At 46.1% G+C, this 17,636-nt stretch carries 15 protein-coding genes and 1 tRNA gene; 8 read left to right on the top strand and 8 right to left on the bottom strand.

From position 1 onward, the window contains the following. The first annotated feature begins 8 nt into the window (after positions 1-8). Entirely contained in the window at positions 9-689 is a 681-nt protein-coding gene (locus J2I46_RS11590; protein WP_207329206.1) for a M15 family metallopeptidase, read from the top strand. Here J2I46_RS11590 and J2I46_RS11585 read toward each other — a convergent pair. The 5 genes from J2I46_RS11585 to J2I46_RS11565 form a co-directional block, all read right to left on the bottom strand. Then, positions 673-1,932, bottom strand: a complete 1,260-nt coding sequence (locus J2I46_RS11585) for a hypothetical protein (RefSeq protein WP_207329205.1) — start codon at positions 1,930-1,932, stop codon at positions 673-675. The genes J2I46_RS11590 and J2I46_RS11585 overlap by 17 nt on opposite strands. Positions 1,933-1,941: 9 nt before the next feature. Continuing rightward, positions 1,942-3,174, bottom strand: coding sequence for an acyltransferase family protein (locus J2I46_RS11580; RefSeq protein ID WP_207329204.1), 1,233 nt, complete (start codon positions 3,172-3,174; stop codon positions 1,942-1,944). A gap of 108 nt (positions 3,175-3,282) precedes the next feature. Beyond that, positions 3,283-5,418 (bottom strand): outer membrane protein assembly factor BamB family protein, encoded by a 2,136-nt coding sequence (locus J2I46_RS11575; RefSeq protein WP_207329203.1) that lies wholly within the window; start codon positions 5,416-5,418, stop codon positions 3,283-3,285. Between the two features lie 52 nt (positions 5,419-5,470). Next, entirely contained in the window at positions 5,471-6,502 is a 1,032-nt protein-coding gene (locus tag J2I46_RS11570) for a VanZ family protein (RefSeq protein ID WP_207329202.1), read from the bottom strand. A 188-nt stretch (positions 6,503-6,690) separates the two neighbouring features. Continuing rightward, positions 6,691-6,834, bottom strand: a tRNA-Phe gene (locus tag J2I46_RS11565). 38 nt (positions 6,835-6,872) lie between these two features. Here J2I46_RS11565 and J2I46_RS11560 point away from each other — a divergent pair. The 5 genes from J2I46_RS11560 to J2I46_RS11540 all read left to right on the top strand — a co-directional run bounded on the left by J2I46_RS11560 (position 6,873) and on the right by J2I46_RS11540 (position 12,894). Continuing rightward, positions 6,873-8,135: a site-specific integrase gene (locus tag J2I46_RS11560; RefSeq protein ID WP_207329201.1), complete on the top strand. Its 1,263-nt coding sequence runs from the start codon at positions 6,873-6,875 to the stop codon at positions 8,133-8,135. An 87-nt stretch (positions 8,136-8,222) separates the two neighbouring features. Further along, the gene (locus J2I46_RS11555) at positions 8,223-8,492 is read left to right on the top strand and encodes a helix-turn-helix domain-containing protein (RefSeq protein WP_207329200.1); all 270 of its coding nucleotides are present in this window, start codon (positions 8,223-8,225) and stop codon (positions 8,490-8,492) included. A 2-nt stretch (positions 8,493-8,494) separates the two neighbouring features. Continuing rightward, on the top strand, positions 8,495-8,644 hold the full coding sequence (locus J2I46_RS11550; RefSeq protein ID WP_207329199.1) for a hypothetical protein: 150 nt from the start codon (positions 8,495-8,497) through the stop codon (positions 8,642-8,644). 373 nt (positions 8,645-9,017) lie between these two features. Continuing rightward, positions 9,018-12,161, top strand: a complete 3,144-nt coding sequence (locus J2I46_RS11545) for an HsdM family class I SAM-dependent methyltransferase (protein WP_207329198.1) — start codon at positions 9,018-9,020, stop codon at positions 12,159-12,161. 25 nt (positions 12,162-12,186) lie between these two features. Then, a complete protein-coding gene (locus J2I46_RS11540; protein ID WP_207329197.1) occupies positions 12,187-12,894 on the top strand; it encodes a hypothetical protein in 708 nt (235 codons plus the stop codon). Between the two features lie 523 nt (positions 12,895-13,417). Here J2I46_RS11540 and J2I46_RS11535 read toward each other — a convergent pair. Next, positions 13,418-13,678, bottom strand: coding sequence for a hypothetical protein (locus tag J2I46_RS11535; protein ID WP_207329196.1), 261 nt, complete (start codon positions 13,676-13,678; stop codon positions 13,418-13,420). A 312-nt stretch (positions 13,679-13,990) separates the two neighbouring features. Between J2I46_RS11535 and J2I46_RS11530 the strand changes: the two genes are divergently transcribed. Then, positions 13,991-14,239 carry a hypothetical protein gene (locus J2I46_RS11530; RefSeq protein WP_207329195.1) on the top strand — a complete coding sequence of 83 codons (249 nt, stop codon included), beginning with the start codon at positions 13,991-13,993 and terminating at the stop codon, positions 14,237-14,239. Here J2I46_RS11530 and J2I46_RS11525 read toward each other — a convergent pair. Beyond that, positions 14,222-15,373 carry a thiol-activated cytolysin family protein gene (locus J2I46_RS11525; protein WP_207329194.1) on the bottom strand — a complete coding sequence of 384 codons (1,152 nt, stop codon included), beginning with the start codon at positions 15,371-15,373 and terminating at the stop codon, positions 14,222-14,224. The two genes, J2I46_RS11530 and J2I46_RS11525, sit on opposite strands and share 18 nt — an antisense overlap. 144 nt (positions 15,374-15,517) lie before the next feature. After that, positions 15,518-15,934 carry a helix-turn-helix domain-containing protein gene (locus tag J2I46_RS11520; protein ID WP_207329193.1) on the bottom strand — a complete coding sequence of 139 codons (417 nt, stop codon included), beginning with the start codon at positions 15,932-15,934 and terminating at the stop codon, positions 15,518-15,520. Between the two features lie 339 nt (positions 15,935-16,273). Here J2I46_RS11520 and J2I46_RS11515 point away from each other — a divergent pair, with 339 nt between their 5' ends. Then, a complete protein-coding gene (locus J2I46_RS11515) occupies positions 16,274-17,611 on the top strand; it encodes a radical SAM/SPASM domain-containing protein (RefSeq protein WP_207329192.1) in 1,338 nt (445 codons plus the stop codon). Positions 17,612-17,636: the final 25 nt, after the last annotated feature.

Raw genomic sequence — 17,636 nt, 5'->3', positions numbered from 1 at the left:
TCCGTCTTATGCCCTTTCGCTTCATCCTTTTCCTGTTCACTCTATCACTCGTTCATTCACTCACTCATTACGCGGTTGCCCAAACCGACGCTTCCATGCAAAAGCAGGGGCTGGTCAACGTGCAGACGATCGACGCCAGCCTGCTGGTTGAGTTGAAGTATTCGACTACGGATAACTTCGTAAAACAGGATGTGTATGGCGACTTAGTACGGGCGTACCTGCAACCAATGGCCGCCCGAAAGTTGGCCGATGCCAGCAAATGGCTCCAGGTACGTCGACCCGAACTACGTTTGTTGATTTATGATGCTGCACGCCCTCAATCGGCTCAATGGAAGCTGTGGAATGCCCTGCCCCAGTATTCTGAACGACAGCGGCGTACCTACGTAGCCGACCCGCGCGAAGGCTCCATTCACAGCTACGGTTGCGCCGTTGACCTTACGCTGGCCACCGCCGATGGTCGCGCCCTCGATATGGGTACGCCCTACGATTTTTTCGGGCCGAAAGCATACCCCAAACAGGAAGGGCAACTCTTAAAATCAGGTCAGTTAACGAAGCAACAGGTCGAAAACCGGCGCTTGTTACGGCAAGCCATGCGGGCAGGCGGGTTCATACCGATCGAGTACGAATGGTGGCATTTCAACGCCCTGTCGCGCCGACAGGCCAAGCAGCAGTTCAAGCGGGTAGAGTAGGCACCGGGCCACGCCTTAGCTGCCGGATAGCCAGCCACACGCACCAGGCAAAGCCAGCAATGATGAGCCATTCCATCACGTATTCGGCCAGATACAGCGGGTTGCTGAGCGAGCTGAATGTGTAATACGGCTGCTTCATACGCCACCAGATTGACGGATGGTTGGCGGCCAGCAAATTGAAAATCAGCAAAATAGCTACTTCGGTCTTGTCCCGGAAATTGGTGAGGCAGAAAACGAGGGGCAGCATGAACGCAAACGCATAGACCGTGATCGCATTTTGCTGCAATACGCTCATAGCCGCAAAAATGGCGATGTAGAGCGTAGGTAAATAGCCGGTCAGGGCTTCGCGCTTACGTACCCAGAACGTAGTGCCAATGATCACGACCAGTAGCAGCGCAAGGGTAATCCACTTGCCGAGGTTGCCGTTCAGCGTAACGTTGCCCACCAATACCGGATTCAATACCGACCGCCAGTTGGGGGCTTTTAAATAATCGCCTTCGTGCAGGGGCTGATCCATAAACAACGTACCTGTGGTGAGGTAGAGCCAAACCAGCACCGGCAAACCAACCACGGCCGCCCCCGCCACAAACGCAACTTTTCGGCGAGTGAGCAGAAAGAGCGGAATCATCAGCAAGACAAACGTGGCCTTGGTCAGTAGTAAGCCGATTCCCAGTGCAACACCACCCAGAAACGCATTCTGCCGCGTTTGCCAGAGCCAGACACCCGCCAGCGCTACACCCCAAACCAGGATATCTTCCTGCCCGCTGAAGACCGCGAAGATGAATGAAACGGGCAGCATGTAATAGATCAGGCAACGGAATAACCGCTCGCCCTGAGTAAGCTGAGGCAGATACAGGCGCTGCGTTAACCAGACCGTTACCGTTTCCAGCAGGAGCAACGTCAGCACGATGACGCGGATGTTATCGTAGATGGCCAGTGGCAAAGCCAGCAGGTAACCAAAAAACGGGCTGTAGGCATTGTAGGCGCCCACGTAAGGAATTTCAAACCGGGTGGCCGACGATACAATGGGGTAAAAACACTGCACGTCAGACTGCGGCTCGAAACCCATAACCACATACGTACCCAGAAAAGGAAGCAGCCGAAAAACGACAAAAAACAGGCTGATCCAGGGCGCTTTCTTCGTACCCAGCAGCTGTTCAACGCGGGTACGTTGCCACAGCAGCAGACCAATTGCCAGCGTCAGCAATAGTGAAGAAATACCTTTAACAAGGAGAATGAGCATAACACAAAGTTAGGGGGCCAGCGGCGTAGAGGCCGGCGAGGCAGCCTGTTCGGCAGGTCGTCGACTGGAGGCAACAACCGCGAATCGGTCTTTCAACGATAAAAATGGTTTTTCGAAATACTGGTACGACAACCAGGCCACGAGCGTAGTCATGGCAAAGCTAGCGATGTACAACAAGCCCATAAACAGCGGGTCGGCGGTAGTACCGTGAACCGGCAAGGTCGGCCATAACAGTAACAGGCTGTTTATACACAACGTAATCAGCAGTGGATGGTACATATAAAGGCCATACGAAATATCGCCCATAAAGCGCGACACCGGGTTATCCAGTTTCACCAACGAAGCCGGATTACCCGCCAGATTCAGCAACATGAAGCAGAAAAACAAAGCGTAAAACTCGTAGTTGAAACCCAGTGGCTTGATACTGAACGCAATGCAAACGGCCAGCACGCTATAAACGGCAATCTGCACATCGCGCCGGAACGCGAATGCCAGTAGTTTATGCCGCGAGAAGAGCAGCCAGGCCCCCACCCCGCCGATAGCCATACAACCAATTCGGAACTGCGCCAGGAAGAAGGCCAGCAGTACGAAAGGCGAATAGCGGGTGTTTTCGGCCAGATAAACAGGGCGGGCCACAAACCGTTCGTAGAGGAACCAGAGAGCCAACACCCCAACAATACCCAGCACAATTTTCAGGGTGCGTTTGGGATTGTTGCTCATCACCAGCCACGGCCACATGAGGTAAAATTGCTCTTCAACCCCAATCGACCACGCGTGCGAAACCATGGGTACGTTATCGAACAAGGCCAGCGCAATGTTAGGCAGCACAAGCCCGTAGGTGAGAAGCTTCAGCCCGAAATTGCTGTACACATCGCCCAGCATGGCGGGCGTATGCAGAATAGGAATCAGCGGCCACACCAGCAGCCCCAACCCGATCACCAGAAAATAGAGCGGCCAGATGCGCAGAATCCGTCGGATGTAGAACTTACGAATGGCGATCGTGCCTGTCTTCTGTTTCTCGGCCAGCAACAGATACGTAATTAGAAAACCACTCAGCACAAAGAACAGCGATACTCCCAACCGCCCCAACTGATAGGCAAACGGATGCGCCCACAAGTCATCGCGGCCAAATAAGAATACCGACTTATACTCTTCAATATGGTGAACAATTACTGCCGATGCAGCAATAAATCGGACACCATTAAAGCCCTTGAAATAGATAGGGTTAGCTGTTTGAGCCATACGTTACGGGAGCCAGAGTCTGGTTTTAGGCTACACAAAACTACGCTAACCCGTTCAGACCGGCGTCTATACGCGCGAAGTTTTCGGGAAGCACGGCCGTTTCAGTTGCTACGGAAGCGTAAACGCTACGTATTGGTTGCCTCGCCTGGTGCCCAGTTTTCCGCCACCGCAGGCAATAACAACGTATTGCTTGCCGCCTGCCTGATACACACTTGGCGTTGCGTAACCTGCCGCCGGCAATGTGGCTTGCCAAAGAACCCTGCCCGTTTTCGTATCGAACGCCCGGAACTGTTCGTCTTTCGTTGCTGCAATAAAAAGCAGTCCGCTGGCCGTTACGGCGGGGCCGCCGTAGTTTTCGGTACCGGTGGGTGTCCCGCCGTTTTTGGCCGAAACAGACGTCACATCGCCTAGCGGTACCTGCCAGCGGTGTTGCCCGGTGTTCAGGTCAATGGCGGTAAGGGTGCCCCAGGGCGGTGCAATGGCGGGCAACCCCTGACTGTCGACAAAGCGATTGTAGCCTGTAATTTTATAGGGTTGCTCAGGCGCTTTGGCTCCAGCTTTAGCTCTTCTTGGATAGGCACTCACTTCTTTTTTTTCTTCGTCGAACAGAAAGGACAGCAATGCCTGCTTCTCTTCGCCCGTAAGCTGCGTGAAGCCTGGCATCATGCCTTTTCCACCGCTCACGACCTGCGACACATACGCCTTGTTGCGGCGGGTACTAATATCGACCAGCGACGGGTACCCACTCTTCGGGTTGCCTTTCCGCTCGGGGCCGTGGCAGGTCTGGCAACTCACCGTATATACCCGCTGACCGGGGCTCAGGTGGGCGAGTTCATCCTCTTTGGGCGTAGCGCGAAGCTTGAAGATCCAGGCCATTTCGTTGGCATTCACATATAGCGTACCATTCGGGTCGGCAGCCGCCCCGCCCCACTCGGCACCACCGTCGCAACCGGGAAACAGCAACGTACCTGAGGTCTGATTAAACGGGGCAAACGGGCGATGGTCAACCTGATTGAATAAGGTGCGCATCGAATCGCTATCTATCGAAAACGAATTCAACTGACTGGCCGTCAGTGTCTGGCGAACGAAAGGCGCTGGCAGAGTCGGCAATGGCTGTGTTGGCCAGGCTACTTCGCCGGGCATGTCCGACGCCGGAACGGGCGTTTCGCGAATCGGGAAAATTGGCTTACCCGTTACCCGGTCAAACACATACACATAGCCGGTCTTGGTTGTCTGCGCCACCACGTCGATCGGTTGGCCGTTTTTACGGATCGTCAGCAGCGTGGGCGGGGCGGGCAAGTCCCGATCCCAGATGTCGTGGTGAATGAACTGGAAGTGCCACAGCCGTTTACCTGTGCGAGCGTCGAGTGCCAGCAAGCAATTGGCAAAAAGGTTTGCGCCTTTACGATTGGCACCATAAAAGTCAAAGGAGGCTGAGCCGGTTGGTACGTAAACGATCTGCCGCCTGGCGTCATAAGCCATTCCCGCCCAACAGTTGACCCCGCCGATGTTTGGGTTCCTGTACGCATCTTTAGGCCAGGTATCGTAGCCCGCCTCGGCTGGGTGCGGAATGGTCCGAAACGTCCAGACCAGCTTGCCCGTCTGCACATCGAACGCCCGAACATGCCCCGGTGCGGCACCGGCTTCTTCCGACACCCGCACCGGCATAATAATCAGGTTACCGGCAATGGTGCCGGGCGTGTTCGAGATAATGAACTTCTCGCCGTTTTCCGGCCCCAGGCCCGCGTGCAGGTCAACGCGTCCGGCAGTTCCAAACGTTGGAATAGGCTTACCGGTCTGCGCATTCAGCGCGTAAAGGTTGCTACCCAGGGTGTAAAGAATGCGTTGGTCCGTTTTCGCCGGATTCTGCCAGAACGCCACCCCCCGGCTGGTACTGTGCCAGGCTTTCAGGGCATCGCCAAAGCGCCAGAGCTCACGGCCGGTAGCTGCATCGAGCGCAAACGCCTGAACCGACGCCGTAACGCCGTACAATATACCATTCACAATCAGCGAATTGCATTGCATTTGTCCTTCGTCGGGTGCACTGTAGGTCCAGGCAACCTGCAATTTTTGCACGTTTTCTGGTGTGATCTGCGTCAGCGGTGAGTAATGCGCCCGGTCGGGACCGCCCAGATAGTCGGCCCAATCGCCATTCGGAGTATCAGCAAGCCTCAGCCCCGGCAGGGCAAACAGACACAGAGTAGTCAGCGTAACTACAGTCAGGGCAGGGAGTAAGCGGTTCATACGGTGGTTTTCTAGTATTCATCAACTGCACGTTACCATAAAGCGAAACACCCTAAAAATATAGTCCCCACAGGCGCGGGCGGGGCGCAATTTGCAGGGTTGGCATGGGCACTTTGATATAGCTCAACACGTGTAGGATCGATTTTAGCCACGGCTTACGGGGTTTGAACAGCTCCACCAGGTTAATGTCTGGAGCCAGGTAGATTTCCCACAAGCCCCCCTCGCCATTGCGCGTTGGGCTCCAGGTATCGGCGTCGAGACCAACACCAGCGGAGAGCTGCAGCCAGTCGGGCCATTTCTGTTTTAGCGACGAACCAAACAGGTATTTCGGCGAAAACGAGAACCAGTAAGTCTGATTGATGTAGTCGTCGATCGAGAAAGCCTGTGTTTTAATGCCCCGATGCTCGTAGTATTTGTCGGTACGTTGCCAGTAGCTGAATTTAACCTGGCTATCTCTAAAAAACGGAGCATGATTTTGAAGCATCGGCCAGAAACCACCCAACGTACCCACCGCCACATCAGCCCAGCTAAGTCCGTAACGCGGCGAGAACCCGTCTTTAAACTCGATACTCAGCTGAACGAAAGCGGCTGCCCCCACGGCATACCATTCGGCCCGCTGCTTCGTCATGCCTGCCCAGCGAAAGCCCCCATAGTATGTATCGGCCGTGACGATGCCACCCAGCAGATGGCCGAACTTGTCGATATTACTGGCATAGCGAAAATCGCGGCCATCGTCGAGATGAAAGTTGGTGTAGCCCTCGCTCCACCATTTTTTTTCGAGATACACATACGTAGCTCCCAGCGATAGCACTGACGAGCTCAATAGTAACCCCGTACGCAACCGGCGCGTAGATCGGCGTATGGTGTCGGGGGCCGCCAGCGTATCCACACAGGCCTGGGAGGCAGGGCAGCTACTTTCCGTAAAATCGGTATGGGTCTGAGTAGTCGCTGGCTGAGTGCTAATCTGCATCGTCATCGGGCTATTGTCAACGCTTGATTGATCGATTGCCTGTCCAGGGGCTGATATGTATGTCAGAAGCAACAGGTAGCCGATACGGCAAAAAGAAGGGGTCAACGTAGACATCGGCAGGAAAGACGGGCGTGGTGGGTTGTGTCAAAATTACCCGAATTTCTGCCTTGACTGCAATCGGGGAAACCGTATATTTGCCCCTCACTAAAAATGGTATGCATGCATACTATTAAGCCCATCGGATCGAGCCAACAGACACCAACAAAAAAGCCTTCCCTGAATAGAGAAGGCTTATTGTGCGGTGGTGATGGACGGAATCGAACCGCCGACACAAGGATTTTCAGTCCTCTTTTAGCTGGTTTAATATGGTTTGATATGTATCAATACTTCTGATTATCAGTGAATTATCAAAAAAATTAAATCAGTCAAAACCAAGTAAAACCACCATTTGTTGTACCATTGTTGTACCAACTTCGGAGGTTAAATGGCTGTTGTTAAGCTTGTTCTGCGCAAGAAACCAAACAAAGATGGCTTGTTGCCACTCACATTGCGCATCACGAAAGACCGTAAGTCGTCTTTTATTTATCTAGGGTATCATATCAGCGTCGATGATTGGGACCAGTCTCAACAGCGCGTCAAGAAGTCGCACCCCAATGCCGCCCGGCTCAACAACTTCATTCTCAAAAAGCTTTCTGAGGCTAACGACCACTCGTTAGAACTTGAGACCCAGAAGTCCTACGTCTCTCCGGGAGCCGTCAAGCAGAAGATCAAACCAACAGCCGGATCGACTTTTTTTGCGCAAGCCGACTTGTATCTGCAACGCTTGAAAGAAGCCGGAAAATACAATCAATACACGGCGGACAAGCCACGGGTAAAACACTTCAAAGAGTTCATCAAAAATGACCTGGCCTTCCAGGACATGACTGTTGCCATGCTGGAACGGTTTAAAGCCTACCTGCAAACCAAGCATAACCATTCTGAACGCTCCGCTGTCAATCATATCGTGATGGTGCGCTCCGTTTTCAGCCATGCCATCAAGGATGGCGTGATTGATGCCAAGCATTATCTGTTCGGTAAAGGCAAGATGAAGATCAAGTTCCCGGAATCCAGCAAAGTCGGGTTGAACGCCGAGGAGATTAAAAGTCTGGAGACGGTCGCTTTAGTAGAACCGGCCAACCACGCCCGTAATCTGTGGCTGTTCTCTTACTACTTTGCCGGTATGCGTGTCAGTGACGTGTTACGCTTACGATGGAGAGACTTTCAGAATGACCGGTTACACTATGCGATGGGCAAGAATGATAAGAGCGGCTCACTCAAAATACCGGAGAAGGCGATTAAGATAATCGACCACTACAAAGCCTTCCAGCAAAACAAGGCTGATCTGGTGTTCCCGGAATTGAAGGGTGTCGATTTTGACAACAAGTTTATCACCCAGCGAACGATTGCTTTCAAGACGAGTGCCATTGATAAGTGCCTCAAAACCCAAGTGGCCCCAGCGGCTAAAATTGACAAGAAGCTGACCATGCACTTGGCTCGTCACTCCTTTGCCCAAGTGGCGAGTGATAAGATCCCCGTGCAAATCCTGCAAAAGCTTTACCGGCACAGTAGTATCCTAACGACGATGGGTTATCAATCGAACTTCACCACCCAGCAAACTGATGATGCATTGGATGCAGTGCTGAACATGGACGACGATAAAAAGCAGAAACCAGCGAAACCGAAACCAACCACACGCAAACCAAAGTAACCCAATCAGCTTTTTTGAATTTTATAAAGAATTGCTACCTTGCTGTAGTCTGCCACACCTTAGCGCGGCCAAGCCGCGTCTCTCCTAATGGAAGTAATATGCCTCCAAGAAGATGCGTTTTACGCCTTGATTGACAAGGTGGTGGAACGTATTCAACAGCAACAGAACGTCCGGGAGGACAAATGGATTTCCGGCATTGAGGCCATGCAACGGTTACGCATACAAAGCAAGACTACGTTGCAGAAGCTGCGTGACGAGGGCAGCATCCGGTTTACCCAGCCAGAAAAGAAGATCATTCTCTATGATACGGATTCGATTGAGGCTTATCTGAACCGTCACGCCAAAAGCACCTTCTAGCCATGACTGACGAAGACGAACCATCACCAGAATTCTTAAAAGGCTTCAATCATGGCTATCAACTATCGAAGCATGAGCCGGAACTGCTCAACGAGCTCCTACAAGCGCAAACTGATAATTCGCCGAGCGACTATAATCGAGCCATGCAATAAGGCAAGGAACAACATCAACGGGAGGCGATGATGGCTAAAATGAAAGCCATTCGCGATAAGCAGACTATTAAACGGAAGCGATAGAATAAACCATGTACAATTAAAAGTTATTTATCATTGATTCTTAGCTTATCAAATCATAACTTACTGAAAGTAAGGCACTTATTGAATCTTATGCAAGTAAACTCTGCTATAGTCCAAATCAAAGTTAGGGTATCAAGGTAATCAAAGTATTTTGTAAATACTAATTGAAATTAAAGCACATCGTTAAAGTTTACTGGATATAGAATAAATATATCTGCAAGATTAGCCATTTGCACATATATTGCAATTTTTCATCTAAATAGGTAGATAGCTGAGATAAAGCTATACTATGGCATACTCACTTAAAGAACTTCTTGACAAGCTTGAACTTACTAGTAAGCCTGGCATACACTTCCTGTCTAACACTGACTGGCAGAAAAACTATTCATTAAAAACCTCTCAAATAATAAATGAAAAAATAAAGCCTACAGCTTTTTATCATATTGATACATCAAACTCCGAAGATAACTTTATTTTCTTTTTTGAGTTTACTGTTGCACCAATTCCTGAAGAAATTCAAGAGATTCACAAAAATTGCTGGAATTTTAATAGAATTTCAACAGTTTTTTTCATACTACCTGATCAAATCCAAATTTTTAATGGATTCTCTCTCGACGAAAAAATAGGGTTACTTAATATACTGACAGATGAGAACGATTTGAGTAAGTTCAGTTATTGGGAGTTAATTTCAGGTAAAACGTGGGAGCATTTTAGTGATCAAATTGAAGGCGTAAAAGGTGATAGGGTAGATGCTACTCTACTGAAGAATATTGCAGATGCGAAAAAAGCATTGAGTGATAGATTGCTAAAAAGTGAATTAGCAAATAGTATAATTGGCAGATTAATTTTCACTAGATATTTAATTGACAGAGATGTAATTGTGCAATTTAAGGGAGAGCCTTTAAATTATGAACGATTTAACGATATATTAGCTGAAACGTCTCCTTCAATCCTATATGAGCTATTTTCATTTTTGAATGAAAAATTCTTAAATGATGCAAATGAGATGTTATTTCCTACAACTTTATCAGTACATGATGATGAGGCCGTAACAAAAGTTCTCACCTTAGAAGAAGAAAAAGCTTATGTTAGAGAGGAGCACATAGAAATAGTGTTCAATCTTTTCACAGGAGGCAACATAATTGAGAAGCAAATTGTTATCTACTTCGCTAACTTTAAGTACTATGATTTCGAAATTATTCCTGTCGAATTCATAAGCAACATTTATGAGTTGTTCATTGGCGAGCAAAAACAAGTTGCCCAGTCTTCTTATTATACCCCTTTGTTTCTTACAGAATATATACTTAATCAAACTGTAAAAAAGTATTTCGACAACAACCCAAATGAATATAACTGTAAAGTGCTCGACCCATCTTGTGGATCTGGAATATTTCTAGTAGAAAGCTTGCGGAAAATAATTAATCAATACCAGAGAATAAGCAAAGTTTCCAAATTCGAGCTCAAATCTAAATTATCCTCATTAGTAACTGATAACATTTTTGGTGTTGATAAAGACCCTGAAGCTATTAACATTGCTATCTTTTCTATCTACCTAACTCTTTTGGATTTTCAAGAGCCTAAAGATATATCTACTTTTAAATTTCCTAATCTGAGAGATAATTTTTTTGAAGGTGACTTTTTTTCCGAAGAATTTAGTAGTGAGTACCTGTTTAGAACACGAGTTGCTACAGTTGAGTTTGATTTTGTTTTAGGAAACCCACCGTGGGGGACTCCTTTATCAGACGAAAAGCAACTCTTCGAGATATACTGTGAGAAAAGAGCAAAGAAAGATGAGTGGTCAGATAAAAGACTCATTTCTAATCGTGAAATAGCTCAGGCATTTATCATTCGGATCAGTGATATAGCTTCTAAACAGAGGACCGCTCCTAGCTGTGCTTTAATTATTACGAGTAAAATATTTTACAACAACAATGGTAAAGATTTTAGGAGATATTTTCTAGAACGGTTTTATCTTGAGCAAGTAGTGGAACTTTCTGTTATTAGACGACAAGTGTTTGATAAAAAAATTCCAAAAATTGCTGGCAAAAATAAGACTACGATTGGACCACCAAGTATTATTTTCTATAAATTTGCTCAAGGCAGGAATACTAGTAATAATATAGTTAAGCACATCTCAATTAAACCTAATATATTTTTTAGGCTTTTTAAAATATTAGTTGTAGAAAAATATGATTATAAAGAAGTTGTTCAAAGTTTTTTCGTAGAGAACGACTGGATTTGGAAACTTTTGGTATTTGGAACAATATCAGACTTTTATTTTATAAAAAGGCTTAAAAGGTTGAGGACTATAAATGAGGTAGTTTCTGATGAGAAAAGATTTATTGTTAATCAGGGATTTAAAAGGAAAGATGGTCTAAGGAGTAAAGATTCAACTAACTTAATTGGATATAACCTCATAGAAGTATCTAAACACGATCTTCAACAATTTCATTTGAACAGTGATTTAGGGCTTTTCAGTGAAAAAAGTGTAGCATATTTGCCGCTTAATCTTGCCGTTTTTGAGCCTCCTATGCTCTTAATAAAAGAAGGAACAGACCCTAGTTTCAAATCTTTATCGGCACTTAGCTATGAAAAATCGGTATTTAACAGTTCGATCACTGCTATAAAGGCTTTAAAGGAAAGTGATGTAGATCAACTAAAGATTTTCTCCGCTGTCTTAAACTCTAATCTTTGTGGGTACTACTTTTTATTAACCGGATCTTCAATAGGTATAGAACGTGATCAAGTTCATGATAATGAGAGATTAGCCTTCCCTTTAATAGATAATGGAACGAATATATCTAATCTAGTATCAGAAATTGAAGAAATTCTCAGTAATCCAATTAATAAAAATCTTGAAGGCAAAAGAAAGCCGAATTCCTTTTACTCTGATGAGATCTTAAATATTTTCTCTAAACTAGAGACAGAAATCAATAAAGCATACAAGGTAAGTAGACTAGAACTTGACCTTATTGACTATGCTAATATTGTGAGTATTCCTCTGTTTCAGAACAGACAGTCTCCATTCAGAAGGCTTAGCTTTCAAGATAAAGATTATTTATCGCTGTATGCTAACGTATTTATTGACCACTTTGAGAATTTATATAGAGATAGATCTGACATGTTTTTTTCTACAGAAATCTATCTAAATTCCTACGCAATTATTATGCATTTTCACTTAACAGAATTAATCCCCGAGCATAAAATAAAATGGACTCAATTAGAAGACTTTAATATTATCAAATGGCTTGTAAGCTTATCCTTTAGTAAGGAAACAGAAACTTTATTTGTACAAAAAGATGTAAAGATTTTTAACGATAAATCCTTTTATATAATGAAGCCTAACGAGTTTAAAGTTTGGCATCGCGCTTTAGCCCATTTAGACCTTGGCGAGATTCTTGAAGCCATAATCAATCAAAATCAATCAGTTTAATAACTAAACGTTTTCTATTTATATCATGATTAACTTTGATTTAGGAGAAAGTCAGTTTATTAAAAGACAAGAATTTATTGTTGTTTTAAATGGGATTGCATCTTGCTATGCGGAAAGCTTAGGAAGTTCGAAATTATTAGAAAATGACGAAGAGAAAATAAGAGATTGGTTAGTTTATGATTATTTACTTGAAAATGAATTTAGAGAAAAATACAATCTCGAAAATTATATATTTGAGGCAGAACCTAAGCATTTAGGTGGCGTATCTGCTTATATAGATATTAAAGTCTTAAATGCTAAAAACTTTAAAAATCTTAAAACAGATTATTTTGTAGTTGAATGTAAAAGACTTGATGGTGGCAAATCGTTGAATAGAAAATATGTCACTGAAGGAATGAACCGGTTTGTGATCGAAGAAAAATACTCGTCCCATTATGGTTTGAATGCTATGATTGGCTTTATTGTCAAAGATTTTTCTCCTTTACAAAATTTGAATTCTATAAGTTTATTAATGAAGTCCGAAAAAAACGAAATAATAAATAATACTATATTTAATTCCTCTGATAGTATTTTTTCTCAATGCAATTTGAATTCAAATTTCAGTTATTCTTACAATTCGAAGCATAAATTAGCTATTACTAAAACGGATTTGGAATTATTTCACTTAATGTTCAATTACTCTAAGCTTATAGTAAAAAAACCAAAGACGAAGAGTAAAGCTTTGAAAAAATAATTTTCGATTCCGGTCTTTAATTTAGAGTAATAGGTATACGCCGGACATGGAAACCAGGAAAGACCTTTTGTACCTCGTGAAGTTCGATCAGACCACTGTTGCGGAAGGCTTGCTGGAAGTTAACGAAGTTCCTATATTCCCTTTTTCTGCTAAATATAGCATAAAAGAGAAATACATTAGATTATCTTATTTATTAAATAAATAGTATTGATAAGTTTCAGTTTATATGCCCGTTTTGTTATTTTCCACAAAAACAGCATGTAAACGCTCCTATTGTAATATTGCTCAACGAGACGTTGCGTAATGTCTATCGCTTATGACCGCCTCGCTTATACTGCCAGGATTGGCGGCGTTTTTTGCTATCCTCCATCAACTTTTTGATGTCTTCATCTTTGGGGTTACTGGCTGACGGTGAGGAGGCTTGTACTTGTTTATCTGGCTGTGCCGGTTCCTGATTCTTCTGGCCTTGATTCGCTTGTTGTTTTCTATATCCCTGCATCATCAAAACGACCTTATTCTGGCTCTATGAAATGTCCGGCTTCTTCTCAACTTGTGGCATATCAGGCTCGTTGAGATAGGCTTTTTGCTCTTGCTCGAAACGGGTTTGCATTACATCGCGCTGACGCTCGAAATCGGCTTGCAGCCGTTCCAGTTGCCCGTCATAGCGCGTCTGGTCGAAATGGTCGCTTTGCAGTTTTCGGATCATGGCCTGATCGGCATAAAGCCGCTGATGAAGCTGTTGCAGCTCTTTGTCTTGCTGGGCTAAGAGATCGCTGTAGGCCATTGTTGAGCATAATCTGCGTGTTAGCGAAGTTACATGCAAACCATCAGTTCTGTTATATCAGTATTAGTTCTTTTGCTCTTATGTAGCCGTGGTTCGATATAATATAGTAGAGCAATTCCACACTGATGCTCGTCACTTTACGGAGATGAATAATTCGCTACTCAATATACTTTTATATTAGAAGCTGTCACAATTATCGTATGACTGAAGTATAAAAAACATTCCAATAGGTCTGTATCGTCTTCAAGTAAAATCTAGTATATTCACCTTGCAATAAAGTAAGTACTTTTACAACACAATTACTAAACAGCCATGGCTAAGAACAGCAAAACAACATCTTCTGGCATTGCTTCGCAAGCGGCCAAAACCTTAAATAATCCATCCGCATCTGCGACGGCAAAAAAGCTGGCGGGGTTCGCCCTCTCACAGACCAATAAGGGGAAACAGACCGGAAGCGATATGGAGACTATCGCATCCAAAGTTCTCAAAAGTACGAAGTACAGTGATGAGACGAAGGATTTAGCTGCATCGGTTCTCTCTCAGTCAAATCGCAACCGGTAAAGGCCTCACAGCGTAGTCTGCCGAAGCTCCCAACGTAACCAAACTATTATCTGATAGGTAGCGGACTTGGTAAGAAATGGGTGTCCCCTTATCCGGACTGTTAGCCCCATCTTTTATCCATTTATTAATCGACTCAAGTGCTGTTAGCCCATTGGTCTTCACCAAAACTTTTGCTGCACTGGCAGCATCTCCACCCAAAACGGTGAGTTGTACGCTCGATTCCGTCAACGTTTTCTTCAATTCGGCGCTTAGGTTCCAGCCTTGCTGTATACCGCTTAAGATTGACGCTGAGAGTTGTTGCTTATCAGTGTTGATACTGGTTTTAAAATGAAGCTTAGCTAAGAGAATCCGGCCATACGTTATTTCACTCACATAGCCGAGCGGATCATTAGCACCAGTAGCGGCTCGTAATGATGATAAATCAACAGAGGCTGTGAAGTAATTTGCCGCACTCCCCGGATATTCCATTGTCACCGTGTGATAAATCTGTTTAAAGGCCACCACAATATCTTGCTGTTGCAAATCAGTGGAGGCACTGAATTGATTGGCAAACGTCACCGGTCCCCAACCAACATTGATCCCTTGGCTCATGAGAGCTTGCTCTGTGGAATTCATCACTGTTGCATCGTAGCTGATGGAGGAAACGACATTGGCTGGCTGTTGTAGCCACTGATTCATCACGGTTTGATAAGCAGCTTTTCCAGGCTGTATTGTCTTGGACGTAGCACCTGGCAAGCTGCTCGTCAGGGTCACCGGTTCACGCGCCGTAACACCAATAGACGTAAGATTTCCTTGCTGCCCAAATGATCTTAAGCGCACAATTGATCCCACATATAAGCCTTGGCCATTATTCGGATCGGCTTGATCAAAACTTGTTGCGTTGAGATGGGTAGAGAATCTCTTGGATTGTCGAAAGGTACGTTTGCGCGTCGTGTAACCAGAACCATTGATAATTTGCGGGTAGGACGGTTCATCACTCAATAACACAGTCCCTTCAAGTGCCGGTTCATGCAAATGAGTTTGTGCATCGATAAGTTGGTTGATTTCTGTGCTGGGCTTAATTGCCGTTTCTGGCTGACGACAACTAAGAAAAATTAGACAAATCAGTAAACTGCTTAGTAGTCGTGTTTGCATGTGAACGGATGATATTTTCAAACATAACCATTTGCTAGTTAAGATACATATATGTATCACCACAGTTAAAAAGATCTCACAAGATGTGAGTGCTTAGTCAACCTATCGGCTAGGTATCATTTTTTAATGAGGAGGTTCCTTGACTTACTGCTTTGGATCCAAAAGCCGTTGCAACAATTCATTTTTCTCCCGCTCAATCGCTAGTATTCGTTCATATAGCGCGATCTTGTCATTATATAGTTCGACAATCTTGTCGATTGGATTAAAGGTCGGATAGTAGTTGACTACACTGGCTTGATCGTGGTTATTAATTGTATTGGCAACAATATTGATGGCGGCTTCATCATTAAAGTTTTCAATTACACCTTCCGCAATCCCTAATGCTTTCGACGCTTTTTGCAGAGCCGCTTGGTCCAATACTTCCTTTTGTTCCAACTGAGAAACAGCTTGTTGGCTTAACCCCAGTGAGCTTGCTAGAAACTCCTGTTTGATCCCCAGCATCTCGCGAATGCGCTTGACGTTGCGGCCGTGATGGACGGTTGGTGGTGGCGTGTTCTCCATACACAAAGCTAACCCAATTCAGCGCTTGTAAAAAACAAGCTGTCGGCTTGTGCGATACAAGGCCTACCAGCGCAGCCAAGCCGTTCAGAGCCAGTAGTTTTAGCCGCACAACGCTAATACCCTGGACAATGACAACTTCGCTCAATACCTCTCTGCTTTTCGATGATTTGGCCTTTCTGCAACAGCATCTCGGCCAGAGCCAGCTTATTGCCTTATCGGTCAATTCCAATTGTGATTGCTCAAGTGCACCAACCGCATTCCGTTCAGATTGCGACTGTGCCAGGACAGTTTTATTGACCGACGACTGCGATTGTGGCAGTTCACCCACTCACTTATGTTATGATGACCGCCACACCCATACAATCCCCTCATCTGCTGCTACGGCCCGTTGAGGACGGCTATTTCTACGCGGTCAATTGCGCCCATCCGCATTCTCTCCGGCTACTGAACCAGGCACAATATGGATTATTGAATGCTGTTGACAGCCAGACCGATACGGCAGTACTGGCGGAAGGGCTTGGCCTTGCGCCGGACATGGTAGACGGCTTTTTCAGGCTATTGGCTCAAACCGAACTGATCCGGTTTGATGATCAGTTCAGCCAGCCGACAAAGCCGGACCGGGTAAGTTCGCTCAATTTCTGGATACACACCACCAACCGTTGCAATCTGTCCTGCGGCTATTGCTATATCGGGACACTCAATACCAGTGGCGGCATGAGTGCCGCCGTGCAGCAACAGCTATTGCACAAGCTGGTAGAGACCGTGCAGCGGCGTGGCCTTGCCTCGGTCAAATTTCGGCTGGCCGGTGGTGAACCGCTCACGCAGTTCAAAGCCTGGCAAGCCTTCATCCCTCAAGTCCGGGAGAGGCTGGCCGAAGTCGGCTGTGGGCTGGATGTCTCGTTTTTGACCAACCTGACTATCCTCAACGACGACATTATTGGCTTTGCCAAAGCACAGCACATTAGCTTTGGTGTATCGCTGGATGGGGAGGGAGCCTACCACGATGCCACCCGGTCGTTGCGGCCCGGCATTGGCACCTTCGACCGGGTGGATGCTAATCTAAGAACATTACTGGCAAACAACATTCCAGTCTCGACCAGCACCGTCATCAACAACGCCAATCTGGCGGGGTTGCCCGACTTAACCCGCTACCTGATCAACCTCGATATTCCGTTTCGCTACTCGATTGTCAAAGGCGAGGCGATTGATGCCGGGCTTCTCGATCACTACCTGACTGAAGCTTACGCCATCATGTTTGAGGCAATCGAAGAAGGATGGCGGTTCTCGCAACGGCATCAATTCTGCGACCTTAAGCCCAATGAATTAGGGTTTCAGACCTGCGCGTCGGGGTTTTCCGGTGGGGCCGTCTATGTCGATGGTACGGTCAATTACTGCCATACCCATGTCGGCGACACCGCCAAACAGGCGCATTCGATCTTTGATGAGGGCTTGGATTTGGTCGATATGATTCAGGCTGTCAGTCATTATGAAGGCCCACGCTCGACGGACTGCCAGACCTGTCGTTACAAATCGGTGTGTACCAGTGGCTGCCCCGTCTATCGCGTCGATGGCAAAGATCCGCAATGCAGCCTCTATCATCAGTTCATCCCTCTGATCTACGACCTCCAGGCAAAAGAGCGATTGCAATTGCTGCATGAATACCAGATGATGCAGTGACATTGACCAACGGGGGAGGATTTAC

It is taken from the genome of Fibrella forsythiae, assembly GCF_017353175.1.
Classification (GTDB): Bacteria; Bacteroidota; Bacteroidia; order Cytophagales; family Spirosomataceae; genus Fibrella; species Fibrella forsythiae.
The sequence above is the reverse complement of the archived record's forward strand: the minus strand, read 5'-3'. Positions and strand labels throughout refer to the sequence as shown.

Bases quoted from the DNA above. Each gene is read 5' to 3' on its own strand.
- J2I46_RS11570 (WP_207329202.1), bottom strand. From the start codon at position 6,502: ATGTCTACGTTGACCCCTTCTTTTTGCCGTATCGGCTACCTGTTGCTT.
- J2I46_RS11580 (WP_207329204.1), bottom strand. From the start codon at position 3,174: ATGGCTCAAACAGCTAACCCTATCTATTTCAAGGGCTTTAATGGTGTC.
- J2I46_RS11515 (WP_207329192.1), top strand. From the start codon at position 16,274: ATGATGACCGCCACACCCATACAATCCCCTCATCTGCTGCTACGGCCC.
- J2I46_RS11555 (WP_207329200.1), top strand. From the start codon at position 8,223: ATGGAAGTAATATGCCTCCAAGAAGATGCGTTTTACGCCTTGATTGAC.
- J2I46_RS11535 (WP_207329196.1), bottom strand. From the start codon at position 13,678: ATGGCCTACAGCGATCTCTTAGCCCAGCAAGACAAAGAGCTGCAACAG.
- J2I46_RS11575 (WP_207329203.1), bottom strand. From the start codon at position 5,418: ATGAACCGCTTACTCCCTGCCCTGACTGTAGTTACGCTGACTACTCTG.
- J2I46_RS11585 (WP_207329205.1), bottom strand. From the start codon at position 1,932: ATGCTCATTCTCCTTGTTAAAGGTATTTCTTCACTATTGCTGACGCTG.
- J2I46_RS11525 (WP_207329194.1), bottom strand. From the start codon at position 15,373: ATGCAAACACGACTACTAAGCAGTTTACTGATTTGTCTAATTTTTCTT.
- J2I46_RS11530 (WP_207329195.1), top strand. From the start codon at position 13,991: ATGGCTAAGAACAGCAAAACAACATCTTCTGGCATTGCTTCGCAAGCG.
- J2I46_RS11520 (WP_207329193.1), bottom strand. From the start codon at position 15,934: ATGGAGAACACGCCACCACCAACCGTCCATCACGGCCGCAACGTCAAG.
- J2I46_RS11560 (WP_207329201.1), top strand. From the start codon at position 6,873: ATGGCTGTTGTTAAGCTTGTTCTGCGCAAGAAACCAAACAAAGATGGC.
- J2I46_RS11550 (WP_207329199.1), top strand. From the start codon at position 8,495: ATGACTGACGAAGACGAACCATCACCAGAATTCTTAAAAGGCTTCAAT.
- J2I46_RS11590 (WP_207329206.1), top strand. From the start codon at position 9: ATGCCCTTTCGCTTCATCCTTTTCCTGTTCACTCTATCACTCGTTCAT.
- J2I46_RS11545 (WP_207329198.1), top strand. From the start codon at position 9,018: ATGGCATACTCACTTAAAGAACTTCTTGACAAGCTTGAACTTACTAGT.
- J2I46_RS11540 (WP_207329197.1), top strand. From the start codon at position 12,187: ATGATTAACTTTGATTTAGGAGAAAGTCAGTTTATTAAAAGACAAGAA.